This window comes from Pseudomonas sp. IPO3749 (assembly GCF_013386605.1).
In the GTDB taxonomy this organism is placed as follows: domain Bacteria; phylum Pseudomonadota; class Gammaproteobacteria; order Pseudomonadales; family Pseudomonadaceae; genus Aquipseudomonas; species Aquipseudomonas azotoformans_A.
Genome location: NZ_JACARN010000014.1, coordinates 25601 through 40764, shown reverse-complemented (window position 1 = coordinate 40764; position 15164 = coordinate 25601). Strand labels below are relative to the sequence as shown.

8 protein-coding genes are annotated in these 15164 nt (G+C 61.4%); 4 read left to right on the top strand and 4 right to left on the bottom strand.

Annotation, left to right across the window (positions count from 1 at the left end; all coding sequences use genetic code 11):
• Window positions 1-18 precede the first annotated feature (18 nt).
• The 3 genes from HX812_RS06920 (at window position 19) to HX812_RS06910 (ending at window position 3619) form a co-directional block, all read left to right on the top strand.
• Window positions 19-1980, top strand: coding sequence for a type VI secretion system tip protein VgrG (locus HX812_RS06920; RefSeq protein WP_038844384.1), 1962 nt, complete (start codon window positions 19-21; stop codon window positions 1978-1980).
• 21 nt (window positions 1981-2001) lie between these two features.
• Window positions 2002-2685: a DUF4123 domain-containing protein gene (locus tag HX812_RS06915; protein WP_038844386.1), complete on the top strand. Its 684-nt coding sequence runs from the start codon at window positions 2002-2004 to the stop codon at window positions 2683-2685.
• Between the two features lie 97 nt (window positions 2686-2782).
• A complete protein-coding gene (locus HX812_RS06910; protein ID WP_038844388.1) occupies window positions 2783-3619 on the top strand; it encodes a 23S rRNA (adenine(2030)-N(6))-methyltransferase RlmJ in 837 nt (278 codons plus the stop codon).
• A 193-nt stretch (window positions 3620-3812) separates the two neighbouring features.
• Here the strand turns inward: HX812_RS06910 and msrA are convergent, their stop codons facing one another.
• The 4 genes from msrA to aceE all read right to left on the bottom strand — a co-directional run bounded on the left by msrA (window position 3813) and on the right by aceE (window position 11832).
• Complete coding sequence (gene msrA, locus HX812_RS06905) at window positions 3813-4460, bottom strand: peptide-methionine (S)-S-oxide reductase MsrA (protein ID WP_038844390.1); 648 nt, start codon at window positions 4458-4460, stop codon at window positions 3813-3815.
• Between the two features lie 72 nt (window positions 4461-4532).
• Window positions 4533-7226: a bifunctional diguanylate cyclase/phosphodiesterase gene (locus HX812_RS06900; RefSeq protein WP_038844392.1), complete on the bottom strand. Its 2694-nt coding sequence runs from the start codon at window positions 7224-7226 to the stop codon at window positions 4533-4535.
• A gap of 305 nt (window positions 7227-7531) precedes the next feature.
• Window positions 7532-9175 (bottom strand): dihydrolipoyllysine-residue acetyltransferase, encoded by a 1644-nt coding sequence (gene aceF, locus HX812_RS06895; RefSeq protein WP_038844394.1) that lies wholly within the window; start codon window positions 9173-9175, stop codon window positions 7532-7534.
• Window positions 9176-9186: 11 nt separating this feature from the next.
• Window positions 9187-11832 carry a pyruvate dehydrogenase (acetyl-transferring), homodimeric type gene (gene aceE / locus HX812_RS06890; protein WP_033897804.1) on the bottom strand — a complete coding sequence of 882 codons (2646 nt, stop codon included), beginning with the start codon at window positions 11830-11832 and terminating at the stop codon, window positions 9187-9189.
• Between the two features lie 383 nt (window positions 11833-12215).
• Here aceE and glnE point away from each other — a divergent pair, with 383 nt between their 5' ends.
• A complete protein-coding gene (gene glnE / locus HX812_RS06885) occupies window positions 12216-15155 on the top strand; it encodes a bifunctional [glutamate--ammonia ligase]-adenylyl-L-tyrosine phosphorylase/[glutamate--ammonia-ligase] adenylyltransferase (protein WP_038844396.1) in 2940 nt (979 codons plus the stop codon).
• The last annotated feature ends 9 nt before the right edge of the window (window positions 15156-15164 follow it).

Here is a 15164-nt window from a genome sequence, read left to right as displayed (position 1 = left end):
CTAGCAGAGAAACACCGGATGTTCGCTCCTGCCAATCAAAGCGCCTTTACCCTGACCCTCGATGGGGAGCCCAGTGAATTCCAGGTCCACGGGTTTATGGGGGATGAATTCATCAGCCTGCCTTTTCGCTTTGACCTTGAGCTGGTCAGCGAACAATCCGATCAAGACCTTGAGAGCCTGCTACACCGCCAAGCGTTCCTGGGGTTTGACGCCCATGGTCATGGGATTCATGGCCTGGTGTATCGGGTGGCGCAGGGCGATTCGGGCAGACGCCTTACCCGTTACCAGATCACTCTGGTGCCGCAGTTGGCTTATCTGGAACACAGCACCCATCAGCGGATTTTCCAGAAGAAAACGGTGCCCGAGATCATTGCGCAGGTATTGGAAGCTCAGGCTATCCAAAGTGATGCCTTTGCGTTTCAACTGAGCGGCAAGTATCCGCAGTGTGAATACTGTGTTCAGTTCGGTGAAACCGATCTGGAGTTCATTCAGCGCCTATGTGCCGAATCGGGCATTCACTATCACTTCCAGCACAGCCCCGAACGGCACCTGTTGGTATTTGGCGACGATCAAAGCGTTTTTGCCAGACCGGATCAAGCCACGCCGTATTCGCCTGGTACCGGGATGGTTGCCGACGAGCCAGCGATCAAGCGCTTTATCCTGCGACTGAAGACGCGTACCACTGGCGTGAGCCTGCGGGACTACGATTTCCAGAAGCCGGGCCTGACGTTGGAAAGCGAAGCATCCAGTCGGCTACGGCCCACCCTGGATGACCAGCGCTACCCTGGGCACTTCACGGATCGTGAGCGTGGCAAGTACCTGGCGCAACGACTGCTGGAGCGTCATCGCAGCGATTACTGCCAGGCCAGTGGCGCTAGTGACCAGCCGGCGTTGGTGACAGGGCAGTTCTTGAAGATGACTGGGCACCCGCGTCAGGAATGGAATGATTTGTGGCTGGTTACCCAGGTGCACCATGTAGGGCACCAACCTCAGGTGCTTGAGGAGTCTGTGGGCGATGAGTCGCCTCAAGGCTACAGCAATGACTTTGTTGTAACGCCTTGGGACATAGCGTTTCGAACACCTCTGATTATGTCTCGGCCTCAAATAGCGGGTTACCAGAACGCAGTGGTGACCGGCCCTGCCGACAGCGAAATCCATTGCGACGAATACGGGCGGGTCAAGGTGCAGTTGGCGTGGGATCGCGACGGCGAACACAACGACCATTCCAGTTGCTGGCTGCGGGTTGCCAGCGGCTGGGCGCATGATCGTTATGGGTCGGTATTGATCCCTCGGGTGGGTATGGAAGTGCTGGTGGGCTTCGTCAACGGCGACATGGATATGCCGCTGGTCATGGGCTGCCTGCCCAATGCGGCCACCCAGATTCCCCTCGACCTACCGGCGGACAAGACCCGCAGCATCTTCCGCAGCCAGAGCAGTCCCGGTGGGGGTGGCTACAACGAGCTGCGCATCGAGGACCGCAAGGGGGCCGAGGAAATCTACCTGCGCGCCCAGCGGGATTGGACGCAGCACGTGCTGCATGACCTTCGGGTAAAGGTGGACGGTGAGTCGCATCACGAACTGCAAGGTGAGGAGCAGCGCATCATCCATGGCAACCGTCTGACCGACCTGAAGCAAGACGACCACTTGATGGTGGGCGGCTCACGGCAGGTAAGGGCAGGGCAGACCATTCAGATAGGCGCGGGGCAAAGCGTTGTGATCGAGGGTGGCGCAACCGTCACGATTCAGGCGGGCGGGCAGTCGATCACGCTGTCTGCGGGCGGGATTTTCAGCAGTGTGCCGATCCAGCTTGGCGGTGCGCCTGCTGTTGCTGCAGCGCCGTTAACGCCTGGACAGAAGGAAACATTGCTGGCGGTGATTCCCGCTCCGCTCAGCCGCGTACAAGTGGCCAGCCTGAAGCGCAGCGCGCCGTTTTGCGAGGAATGCGAGCGTTGCAAAAACGGCCAGTGCGGCCCCATCTGACTTTTAAAGGGATTTACGAAGATGCATCAACCTTTGCTGCCTGGCGAACAAATGTTTGCAGTGCTGGGCGCTGCCAGCGACGCCAAACCCCTTGACGCTTGGCGGGCGCTCGCCTGCGGGGCCGCCCTGCACCCCGTTTGGGCCGGCACGGCCTATGCGGCATGGGACGAGGTCATGCCCTATGTAGGCATCGTCGAGCCGGGCAGCCCTTTCCTGGAATGGGCTGCCTCCACTGATGCTACGGATTGGGGGTGGTTGGCCATATCGACCTACCCGCTGGAAACCGTGATTGCACACCTGCAAGGACTGACCAAGGTGTACCTGCCCGATGGTCAGGATGTGTTCTTACGGTTCTGGGATGGTGCTCAATTCCTGCCGATTCTTCAGCAGGCGGGCGATGAGCTATTGCCGGTGTTCCAGCGCTACGTGATCAATGGCCAGTCGCTGACCGTCACTTCTGGCCCAGTCACAGCCGCCAAGGCGAGCCCGTGGTGGCGAGTGCCTGCGCCTTTACTGCAACATCTGGCCGAGCAATCGCCGCAAACCCTGATCGATAACCTCCTGCAAGGGCTCGAAGAGCAGCGCCCCGACCTCCACACCGCGTTCCTGCCGACGACCCTGCGGCACAAGGTCGCCTACTTCGCGCGTCGCCGGGATGTCAGCCATCAGGGTTTGGCGGCTTATCTGGCTTCAGAGTTGAGTTGAACCCAGCGCGCCCCTTCGACTTAAGCACCGCCCGGCACACCCCACTGCACCAACGCCCGCGTAAAAGGTAAACTTCGCCCCCTGCGCAGGAGCAACCATGAATTATCGTCACGCCTTTCACGCCGGCAACCACGCCGATGTCTTCAAACACCTGACCTTGACCCGCCTCATCGCCCTGATGTCGCGCAAGGAGCAGCCGTTCGCCTACCTCGACACCCACGCCGGGATCGGCCTGTACGACCTGCAGGGCGACCAGGCCAACCGCACCGGTGAGTACCTGGAAGGCATTGCGCGCCTGTGGGGCCAAAGTGACCTGCCGCCGTTGACCGCTGATTACATGCGCGTGCTGCACGAGATGAACCCGGACGGCCAGTTGCGTTACTACCCCGGCTCGCCGGAGCTGGCGCGCCGCCTTACCCGCCCCCAGGATCGCGTGCTGCTCAATGAAAAACACCCGGAAGACGGCGTGCTGCTCAAGGACAACATGAAGGGTGATCGTCGGGTGAAGGTGCACCTGGGTGAAGGCTGGCATGTGCCGCGTGCTTTGCTGCCGGTGCCGGAAAAACGCGCGTTGATGCTGATCGACCCGCCGTTCGAAAAACTCGACGAGATGCAACGCTGCGCCGCTTCCCTCAAGGAAGCCGTGAGCCGCATGCGCCAGACCGTCGCCGCCATCTGGTACCCGGTGAAAGACCAGCGCATGTTGCGCCGTTTCTACCAGGACCTGGCCGGCACCGGCGCGCCGAAGTTGCTGCGTGTGGAATTGCTGGTGCATCCGCTGGACACACCCAACACCCTGACGGGCTCGGGCCTGGCGATTGCCAACCCGCCGTGGGGTTTGGAAGAGGAGTTGCGTGAGCTGCTGCCGTGGCTGTCCAAGCAGCTTGGCCAGACCCAGGGCGGGTGGCAGATGGATTGGTTGATCGCTGAATAGTCAGCAACGCTGATCAATTTGCGGGGAGCGGGCTGTTGTGGTGAGCGAGCTTGCTCGCGCTGGGCTGCGTAGCAGCCCCAAAACCAGTCACCGCGGTCCGCAGCGGCCTTGTTGGGGCCGCTGCGCGCCCCAGCGCGAGCAAGCTCGCTCACCACAGGGGATTTGTGTAAGCACAAGATCGGGTCAGATCGGGTCAGATCGGGCAGGTCACACCTGTGCCACCGATGCCGCAGTACCCCTGCGGATTCTTCGCCAGGTATTGCTGGTGGTACGCTTCGGCGAAGTACACCGTCGGCGCCTGGTCAATTTCGGTGGTGATGGTGCCCAGGCCAGCCTTGGTCAATTCACCCTGATAAGCCTCGGCACTCGCCTGCGCCGCCGCCAATTGCTCCGGCGTGGTCGCGTAGATCACCGAGCGGTACTGGCTGCCGATGTCGTTGCCCTGGCGCATGCCCTGGGTCGGGTTGTGCAGTTCCCAGAACATCTTAAGCAGGTCTTCGTATTTCACCTTGGCCTGGTCATACACCACCAACACCACTTCGCTGTGGCCGGTCAGGCCTGAGCAGACTTCTTCGTAGGTCGGGTTCGGCGTGTAGCCGCCGGCGTAACCGACCACGGTGCTGACCACGCCATCGCGCTGCCAGAACTTGCGCTCCGCACCCCAGAAGCAGCCCAGGCCGAAAATCGCAAAGCCGACGTCGTCCAGGAAGGGGCCGAGCAACGGGTTGCCGTTGACGAAATGCGTTTCCGGCAGGTTCATCGGGGTTTCACGGCCAGGCAGAGCTTGTTCTTGAGTGGGCAGCACGTTTTTGTTCACCAGAATTTCCGAGCGCAAGACCATGATCAGTCCTCTCAGTCAGATTGAGTTGGGTAAGAATTCAGACAGCCAGTGTGCCCGAGTGTTACGGCGCTGTCAGGCGATTGGCCCGCGCGGGTAGCGTTTGAGCATCGCCAGCAGCTCTGCACCGGGGATCGGCCGGTCAAACAGGTAGCCCTGGCCGACATCGCAACGGTGCCGGCGCAGGAACGCCAGTTGTTCGGCGGTCTCGATGCCTTCGGCCACGACCTTGAGCTTGAGGTTGTGGGCCATGGCGATCACGGCCGAGGTGATTTCCATGTCGTCCTGGTTGTCCGGGATTTCGTGGATGAAGCTGCGATCGATCTTGATGATGTCGATGGGGAATTTTTTCAGGTAGCTCAGCGACGAGTAGCCGGTGCCGAAGTCGTCCATGGCCAGGGTCAGGCCAAAGCTTTTCAGTTGATCAAGCTGCAGGCGTGTGTCTTCGGTGGCTTCCAGCAGCAAGCCTTCGGTCAGCTCCAGCTCCAGCAGGTTGGCCGGCAGCTGTTCTTCCTTGAGGATCGCGGCAATCGAGGCTACCAGGTCCGGGTCGGAAAACTGCTTGGGCGACAGGTTGATTGCCACCTGCAAGTTGCCCATGCCGCCGGCGCTCAGTTGCTTGCTCATGCGGCAGGCCTGGCGGGCGATCCATTTGCCGATCGGGATGATCAGGCCGGTCTCTTCCGCCACGCTGATGAATTGGTCGGGGCGGATCATGCCCTTTTCCGGGTGGTTCCAGCGCAGCAGCGCTTCCATACCCAGCAGGCGGCCGCTGCGCAGGCACAGCTTGGGCTGGTAGAACACGTCCAGCTCGTTCTGGGTGAGGGCGCGGCGCAGGTTGTTCTCGACGAACAGCTTGTAGCTGGCCTCGGCGTTCAGCGCTTCGGTAAACACCTGGACCTGATGCTTGCCGTTGGCCTTGGCCTTGTGCAAGGCCAGGCCGGCGTTGCGCATCAGGGTCTGCGGCTCGCGCCCATGCAGTGGCGCGCAGGCCAGGCCCACGGAGCCGGTGACGCTGATCAATTGGTTGTCGACGAACATCGGCTTGTCGAGGGTCGCCAACAACTGGCTGGCAACCTGCTGGCCGCTCTCCAGGTCGGTGTCATCGAGCAGCACCGCGAATTCGTTACTGGCAAACCGCGCCAGGCTGCCACCGGCACTCAGGCTGTTGCGCAAACGCCGCGCGAGGCTGATCAGCAGCTTGTCGCCGGTCTGGTGGCCGAGGCTGTCGTTGATGCGCTTGAAGTTGTCGATGTCCACCAGCAACAGGCTGATCGGGCTGTCGCTGTCGCGGGCAAAGCGCTCATCAAGGTTGCGGATGAACGCCGGGCGGTTGCCCAGGTTGGTCAGGTTGTCGGTGTAGGCCAGGCGCTCGATGCGCTGTTGGGCCAGCTTGGTCTGGGTGATGTCTTCGTAGATGCCGATGTAGTGGGTCAACTCGCGGTTGTCGCCGTACACCTTGGAAATCGACAGCTGGCCCCAGTAGGGTTCGAGGTTTTTGCGGCGGCTCTTGAATTCACCCTGCCAGCTGTTGCTCTTGGCCAGGGCTGACGGTGCGTCGAACAGCAATTCACTGAGGTTTTCCAGGGCTGGTAACTGGGCCAGGCGATGGCCGTGGACCTCCTCGGCGCTGTACTGGGTGATCGCGGTAAAGCTTGGGTTGACGTACTCGACCACGCCGTCGCAATTGACCAGCAGAAAGGCGTTGGCGCTTTGTTCCACGGCGCGCTGGAACAGGTGCAGCGCGCTGGTCGCCGTACGGCGGTTGTGGTTGTTGATGACCTGCGCGAACTGGTCGGCCAGCTCGCCGGCAAAGGCGATTTCGTCAGCCTGCCAGGCGCGGCTGCTGCCGCTTTGTTCCAGGCACAGCACACCCACCACTTGGCCGTCGACGCGAATGCTCGCGTCGAGCATGGCGTGGATGTCTTTGTCGCGCAGGCTGTCGGCCATTTCCCGGGTGCGAGGGTCGCGCAACGCGTTGGTGGCGTCGATCGCCCGGCTGCTGTGCAAGGCTTCCAGGTAGTCCGGGAAGCAGCTGGCATCGATGGACTCAGGCAGGTGGTGCTGCCCGTCGGCGCGGTGGTAGGCCGAGATCGGCACCAGGCGCTGACCCTCAAGGTTCCAGATACTGGCGCAGTCGATCTGGTAGATATCACAGGCACTGCGAGTGATCAGCTCGGCGGCTTCTTGCAGCGAGTTGTTGGTCGTGTAGCGCTGGCGGGCCAGCAGCAGGATCAGCTCCTGCTGGGCGCGCACCCGTTCCAGATGCTGCAATTGTTCCTGCTGGGCGCGCTGGTTGAGCTCCAGGGCGATCTGTAGGCGGCTGTTCTGGTTCTCCAGGTCGGCTGTCGGGGCTGCAACGGGGACTTCGCTGAACAAGCCGTCGACCACCATCAGGTAGCCGCGCAGCAGGTGACGATTGTGTTGTTTATAGGATTCGCCCATCTCCAGCAGGCTCAGCGGCCCGTCGTTGGTGTGCAGGGTGTAGCGCACCAGGTAATGCGGGCTCTGGGTCAGTTGTTGCTGGATGGCGTCGTGCAGTTGATAACGCGCCTGGGGCTCCATCAGGCTGGCGTAAGGCGTGCCGATCAAGGCACACAGCTCGACCGCCGGCAGGCCGAATTGGCGCTCGCAATTGGGGTCGAGATAAAGGAGGGCCCAGCTTGCCTCATTCAGCCGCTCGAAACGCAGCATACCGAGGCGCGAAGGCACCGGTAACTGCGTCACTACCTCGGCCGCCATACGGGCGACATCGGGTTGGCTTTTCATGGGGGAAACTCACTTGAAATTACGCGCACGGCGCCGGGCTCACGCCCTCTTTTCTGTTGCCTGCGGCAAGGTTGCATCATGCGGCGCGGGCTGACAAGAGAGGATGAAGGCTAAGTGCTATAAGGGGGTTATCGGCCGCGGAAGGGATTTCTACAGTCGGGGTGATGGAAGGTGTACAAGCCTGTTTTTGTTGTCCAATAAATGGGCAAAAAAAGCCCCGCCAAGTGGCGGGGTTGAGGTACGAGCGTGGCGCTCGAAAATCGGTGCAACCAGGCCTCCCGGGCGAACGGGAGGCCTGTTCGTGCTTACAGCAGGATGGTGCGGATGTCGTTCAGCAACTGGCTCAGGCGCTGGGTGAAGCGTGCAGCCGCGGCGCCGTTGATCACACGGTGATCGTAGGACAGCGACAGGGGCAGCATCAGCTTCGGCTGGAACGCTTTACCGTCCCACACAGGCTGAATGGTGGCCTTGGACACGCCCAGGATCGCCACTTCCGGCGCATTGACGATTGGCGTGAAGCCAGTGCCGCCAATGTGACCGAGGCTGGAGATGGTGAAGCACGCGCCCTGCATGTCGTCCGGGGTGAGCTTCTTGTCGCGGGCCTTGGCAGCCAGTGCAGCGGCTTCGGCAGCGAGTTGCAGCAGGCTCTTCTGGTCGACGTTCTTGATGACCGGTACCAGCAGGCCATCCGGGGTGTCGACGGCAAAGCCGATATGCACGTATTTCTTGCGGATGATCGCCTTGCCGCTTGGCGCCAGCGAAGCGTTGAAGTCCGGCAGTTCCTTGAGCAGGTGCGCGCAGGCCTTGAGCAGCAGCGGCAGCACGGTCAGTTTCACGCCGGCTTTTTCGGCCACGGCTTTCTGCGCAACGCGGAAAGCTTCCAGGTCGGTGATGTCGGCCTGGTCGAACTGGGTCACGTGCGGGATGTTCAGGTAGCTGGCGTGCAGGCCGGCCGCGCCGATTTGCATCAGGCGGGTCATCGGCACTTCTTCGGTCTCGCCGAAGCGGCTGAAGTCCACGGTACGGATCGGCGGAATGCCCGAACCACCGGTAGCAGCGCCGGCAGCCGGAGCTTCCTTGGCTTTGTGCATCATGGCCTTGACGTAGACCTGCACGTCTTCCTTCAGCACGCGACCGTGAGGGCCGGTGGCCGACACAGCGTTCAGCTCAACGCCGAACTCACGGGCCAGCTGACGCACGGCAGGGCCGGCGTGAACCTTGGCACCGCTTGGCGCAGGCGCGGCAGCAGCAGGGGCCGGTGCGGCCTCGGCTTTTGCAGCAGGCGCAGGCGTAGCAGCAGCCGGTGCAGCTTCAGCCTTGGCGGCGGGAGCGGCGGCCGGAGCGGGCGCGGCAGCAGGTGCAGCGCCTTGTACTTTCAGCTTGAGGATGAAGTCGCCAGTGCCGACTTCGTCTTCCAGCTTGACCGCGATGCTTTCCACCACGCCGGCAGCCGGCGAAGGGATTTCCATGGAGGCCTTGTCGGACTCCAGGGTGATCAGCGACTGGTCGGCTTCGACGGTGTCGCCGACCTTGACCAGCAGCTCAATGATCTTGGCCTTGCCCGACGAGCCGATGTCCGGGACGTGAATGTCCTGGACGCTGGCAGCGGCAGGTGCAGCAGCCGGGGCCGGAGCGGCCTCGGCAGCCGGCTTTTCAGCAGCAGGCGCAGGTGCAGCAGCGGCAGCAGGCGCCGCCGCAGGGGCCGCATCAGCGGCACCTTCGATTTCCAGTTCCAGCAGCTCGTCGCCTTCTTTCAGGCGGTCGCCCAGCTTCACTTTCAGGCTCTTGACCACGCCGGCCTTAGGAGCAGGGATTTCCATGCTCGCCTTGTCCGATTCCAGGGTCAGGATGCTCTGGTCGGCTTCGACGGTGTCGCCGACCTTCACAAACAGCTCGATTACTTCACCTTCACCGCTGCCGATGTCAGGTACGCGAATGAGTTCGCTCACAAAAAGTCTCCTCAGCAGTCCAGTGGGTTGCGTTTTTCCGGGTTGATCCCGAACTTGACGATAGCGTCTGCCACCACCTTGGGTTCGATCTCACCACGGTCAGCCAAGGCTTCCAGGGCTGCCAACACCACGAAGTGACGGTCGACTTCGAAGAAGTGACGCAGCTTCTTGCGGCTGTCACTGCGACCGAAACCGTCGGTGCCCAGGACTTTGAATTCCTTGGACGGGACCCACTGGCGAATTTGTTCAGCAAACAGTTTCATGTAGTCGGTCGAAGCGATCACCGGACCTTTACGGCCGTTCAGGCACTCTTCAACGAAGGTGAGCTGTGGCTTCTGGCCAGGGTGCAGGCGGTTGTGACGCTCTACGGCCAGGCCGTCGCGACGCAGTTCGTTGAAGCTGGTCACGCTCCATACGTCGGCGCCGACGTTGAACTCGTCACGCAGGATCTTCGCCGCTTCGCGCACTTCGCGCAGGATGGTGCCGGAGCCCATCAGCTGTACGTGGTGCGCTGCTTCCTTGGTGTCTTCTTCGAGCAGGTACATGCCCTTGATGATGCCTTCTTCCACGCCAGCCGGCATGGCTGGCTGCTGGTAGGACTCGTTCATCACGGTGATGTAGTAGAAAACGTCCTGCTGCTCTTCGGTCATCTTCTTCATGCCGTCCTGGATGATCACCGCCAGCTCATAGCCGTAGGTTGGATCAAAGGTGCGGCAGTTCGGGATGGTGGCAGCCAGGATGTGGCTGTGACCGTCTTCGTGTTGCAGGCCTTCGCCGTTCAGCGTGGTCCGGCCAGCGGTGCCGCCGATCAGGAAGCCACGGGTACGGCTGTCGCCTGCTGCCCATGCCAGGTCGCCAATACGTTGGAAGCCGAACATCGAGTAGAAGATGTAGAACGGCAGCATCGGCTGGTTGTGGCTGGAGTACGAAGTACCGGCAGCGATGAAGGAGCTCATGGCGCCCGCTTCGTTGATGCCTTCTTCGAGGATCTGGCCCTTCTTGTCTTCCTTGTAGAACATCACCTGGTCTTTATCGACTGGCTCGTAGAGCTGGCCGACGGAGGAGTAGATACCCAACTGACGGAACATGCCTTCCATACCGAAGGTACGGGCTTCGTCCGGGATGATCGGCACGATGCGCGGGCCGATTTCCTTGTCCTTGACCAGCTGCGCCAGGATGCGCACGAAAGCCATGGTGGTGGAGATTTCACGGTCGCCCGAGCCGTCGAGGATAGCCTTGAGGGTGCTCAGGTCTGGCGTCGGTACGCTGAAGCTGTTGGCGCGACGCTGAGGCACGAAACCACCCAGTGCGGCGCGACGTTCGGCCAGGTAGCGGGCTTCGGCGCTGTTCGGCTCCGGCTTGAAGAACGGCAGGTTCTCCAGCTCTTCGTCCTTGACCGGGATGTCGAAGCGGTCGCGGAACAACTTCAGGCTGTCGACATCGACTTTCTTGGTGTTGTGCGCAGTGTTCTTCGCTTCGCCGGCACCGGTGCCATAACCCTTGATGGTCTTGGCCAGGATGACGGTCGGTTGTTCTTTGTGGTTGACCGCTTCGTGGTACGCCGCGTAGACCTTGTACGGGTCGTGGCCGCCACGGTTGAGTTTCCAGATCTCGTCGTCGGACAGGTCTGCAACCATTGCCTTGAGTTCAGGCGTGTTGAAGAAGTGTTCACGCACGAACGCGCCGTCTTTGGCTTTGTAGTTCTGGTACTCGCCGTCGATGACTTCGTCCATGCGACGTTGCAGGATGCCGTCGACGTCTTTGGCCAGCAGTGGGTCCCAGAAGCGGCCCCAGATGACTTTGGTCACGTTCCACTGAGCACCGCGGAACACGCCTTCGAGTTCCTGGATGATCTTGCCGTTGCCGCGAACCGGGCCGTCGAGGCGCTGCAGGTTGCAGTTGATGACGAAGATCAGGTTGTCCAGCTTCTCGCGGCCAGCCAGGGAGATGGCGCCCAGGGATTCCGGCTCGTCACACTCGCCGTCGCCCAGGAAGCACCAGACTTTCTGCTTGCCTTCAGGGATGAAGCCACGGGCTTCCAGGTACTTCATGAAGCGCGCCTGGTAGATCGCCTGGATTGGGCCCAGACCCATGGAAACGGTCGGGAACTGCCAGAAATCAGGCATCAGCCAAGGGTGCGGGTACGACGACAGGCCGTTACCGTCCACTTCCTGGCGGAAGTTGTTCATGTGTTCTTCGGTGATGCGGCCTTCCATGAACGCACGGGCGTAAACGCCTGGAGAAGTGTGGCCCTGGAAGTAGATCAGGTCGCCGCCGTGTTCGTCGGTCGGGGCCTGGAAGAAGTAGTTGAAGCCGATGTCATACAGGGTTGCGCTGGAAGCGAAGCTGGAGATGTGACCGCCCAGGTCCGAATCTTTCAAGTTCGTGCGCATTACCATCGCCATGGCGTTCCAACGTACCAGCGAGCGAATGCGGCGTTCCATGAACAGGTCGCCAGGCATGCGTGCTTCGTGGGTAACAGGGATGGTGTTGCGGTATGGCGTAGTGATGGCGTAAGGCAGTTGCGAGCCGCTGCGGGTCGCGAGTTCGCCCATACGGGTCATCAGGTAGTGAGCACGGTCTTCGCCTTCTTTGTCGAGAACCGATTCCAGGGCGTCCAGCCATTCCTGGGTTTCGACGGGATCGAGGTCTTGCATGGCTTGCTCCAGGGCGGAAAGGCTACCAGAATCGGTTGCCTGAAGTTTGCGACTGGCCTTGTGGGCAGACGACATAAATTCTTGGATGGCCGAAGGTTGCTTCGGCGTCCTGTAGTTTTACTACAAATCGTCGGCCATTTCAGCCTTTCGAATGTATATACGAGTAGTAAAACTACACAAGACTGAGCGTATGGCTCGGTCTGGCTGGTGAGCATAATCGTTATTGTTGATCTTTTGCGAACAAGAAAAGGTGAATGTTTGATGTTGGCTGCCAAAATGAAGTTAATTTCAGCTATTTCTAACCTTTGTTCGACAGTCCTTCATAGAGCGTGGTTCTTGCGTTCACAGCCACACGCCATTTACGCGCCGAACAAGGATAGACCATGAGCCTTCCAACACTCGCCGAACTACCGGCGATTCTCTTGCCAAAAGCCCAGCGGGCCGAGCAGTCATTTCGTGACGCAGTGGCCGCGCTGGACGACGATCATGGACTTTCTGCGTGGACGCCGCAACGGTGGGCCGACTTCGCCCGCGTCTGCGCGGCCAGTGATTTCGTCATTGAACAGAGTGTTCGTGACCCTTTGATGTTGCTCGAACTGGTGGCGTGGGGCGAGCTGGACCGTGGTTTTGCCCCTGGTGAGCTGTGCGGGCAGATTGCTGGCGCCGTGCAACAAGCCGAAACAGAAGATGAGCTGGGCCGTGTGCTGCGTCGCCAACGTACGCGCCAGCAGGTGCGCATCATCTGGCGCGACCTGACCCGTCAGGCGGACCTGGTGCAAACCTGCCGCGACCTCTCCGACATGGCCGACGCCAGCATCGACCAGGCCTACCAATGGCTGTACCAACGCCACTGCGTGCAGTTCGGCACGCCCACCGGCCGGCGCAGCGGCGAGCCGCAGCACATGGTGATCCTCGGCATGGGCAAGCTCGGCGCGGTGGAGCTGAACCTGTCGTCGGATATCGACCTGATCTTCGCCTACCCCGAGGGCGGCGAAACGGTGGGTGTCAAACGCTCCCTGGACAACCAGGAGTTTTTCATCCGCCTGGGTCAAAAACTGATCAAGGCCCTCGACCCGATGACCGTCGACGGCTTTGTGTTCCGTGTCGACATGCGCCTGCGCCCCTACGGTTCGGCCGGCGCGCTGGTGCTCAGCTTCAATGCGCTGGAGCAGTACTATCAGGACCAGGGCCGCGACTGGGAACGCTACGCCATGATCAAGGCGCGGGTTGTTGCCGGCGACCAAGTGGCCGGTGCGCAACTGCTCGACATGCTCCGACCGTTCGTCTACCGCCGCTACCTGGATTTTTCCGCCATCGAGGCGCTGCGCACCATGAAGCAGCTGATCCAGCAGGAAGTGCGGCGCAAGGGCATGGCCGACAATATCAAGCTGGGCTCGGGCGGGATCCGCGAAGTGGAATTCATCGCCCAGGCCTTCCAACTGATCCACGGCGGTCGTGACCTGAGCCTGCAACAGCGCCCGTTGCTCAAGGTACTCGGTACGCTGGAAGGCCAGGGCTACCTGCCGCCGGCGGTGATCGCCGAATTGCGCAATGGCTACGAATTCCTGCGCTACACCGAACACGCGATCCAGGCGATTGCCGACCGGCAGACGCAAATGCTTCCAGACAGCCCGGAAGACCAGGCGCGCATAGCCTTTATGTTGGGCTTTGCCGACTGGGCCGCCTTCCACGAACGCCTGATGTACTGGCGCGGTCGGGTGGACTGGCATTTCCGCCAGGTGATCGCCGATCCTGACGAAGAAGAGGGCGAAGAAAGCGAGTTGGTGGTGGGCGGTGAGTGGTTGCCGCTGTGGGAAGAATCCCAAGATGAAGAAGCCGCCTGCCGGCAATTGGCCGAAGGCGGCTTCACCGACGCGACCAAGGCGCTCAAGGCGTTGGCCGGTCTGCGCAACAGCCCGCAATTGCGTGCCATGCAGCGTTTGGGGCGTGAGCGGCTGGATGCATTTATTCCGCGCCTGCTTGCCCAAGCGGTGGAACACGCCAACCCGGACCTGGTGTTGGAGCGCGTGCTGCCATTGGTCGAAGCTGTCGCGCGGCGTTCCGCTTATCTGGTGCTGCTCACGGAAAACCCCGACGCCCTGCGTCGCCTGTTGACCCTGTGCGCCGCCAGCCCGTGGATCGCTGAGCAGATCACTCGCTTCCCGCTGTTGCTCGACGAATTGCTCAACGAAGGCCGCCTGTTCAAACCGCCATTGGCGCCTGAGTTGGCCGCCGAGTTGCGCGAGCGTCTGACGCGCATCCCGGAAGACGATCTTGAGCAACAGATGGAAGCCTTGCGTCACTTCAAGCTGGCCCACCGCCTGCGTGTGGCCGCTTCGGAAATCGCCGGCAGCCTGCCGCTGATGAAAGTCAGTGACTACCTCACCTGGCTCGCCGAGGCGATTCTCGAACAAGTGCTGGCCCTGGCCTGGCGCCAGACCGTCGCGCGCCATGGCTCGCCGCAACGGCTGGACGGCACCCTGTGCGATCCTGGGTTTATCATTGTCGGTTATGGGAAAGTCGGCGGGATCGAACTGGGGCATGGTTCGGACCTTGACCTGGTGTTTATCCACGATGGCGATCCGCAGGCGGAAACCGATGGCGCCAAGCCGATTGACGGCGCGCAGTTTTTCACGCGTTTGGGCCAAAGGATCATTCACCTGCTGACCACCCAGACCAACTCCGGCCAGCTGTATGAAGTGGACATGCGCTTGCGGCCTTCCGGCGCGTCCGGTTTGCTGGTGAGCTCGCTGGGGGCGTTTGACCGCTATCAACAAAATGAAGCCTGGACCTGGGAACATCAGGCCTTGATTCGCGCGCGGGTACTGGTGGGCAGCCAGGATGTGGGCCAGGCATTCGAGCAGGTGCGGGCCAAAGTGCTGGGGCAGCAACGCGACCTGGCGAAGCTGCGCCAGGAGGTCAGCGAGATGCGCGCCAAGATGCGTGACAATCTGGGGACCAAGACCACGGCGGCCGGCACCGGCGCCAATGCCTTCGAGGCCACGGCAGTGTTCGACCTCAAGCAGGACGCCGGAGGTATCGTCGATATTGAATTTATGGTGCAATACGCGGCTTTGGCGTGGTCTGCGCAACATCCATCGTTGCTGCGCTACACCGACAATATCCGCATTCTGGAAGGCCTGGAGCAGGTGGGCTTGATGCCCGCCGCCGATGCCCATCTGCTGCGCGAGGTGTATAAGGCCTACCGTTCCGCCGCGCACCGCCAGGCCTTGCAAAACGAGGCCGGTACGGTGGCCGGGGATCAGTTCGCCGACGAACGGCGCCAGGTAATGCGCATCTGGCAGGCGCTGGGGTTGAGCTGAAACACTATT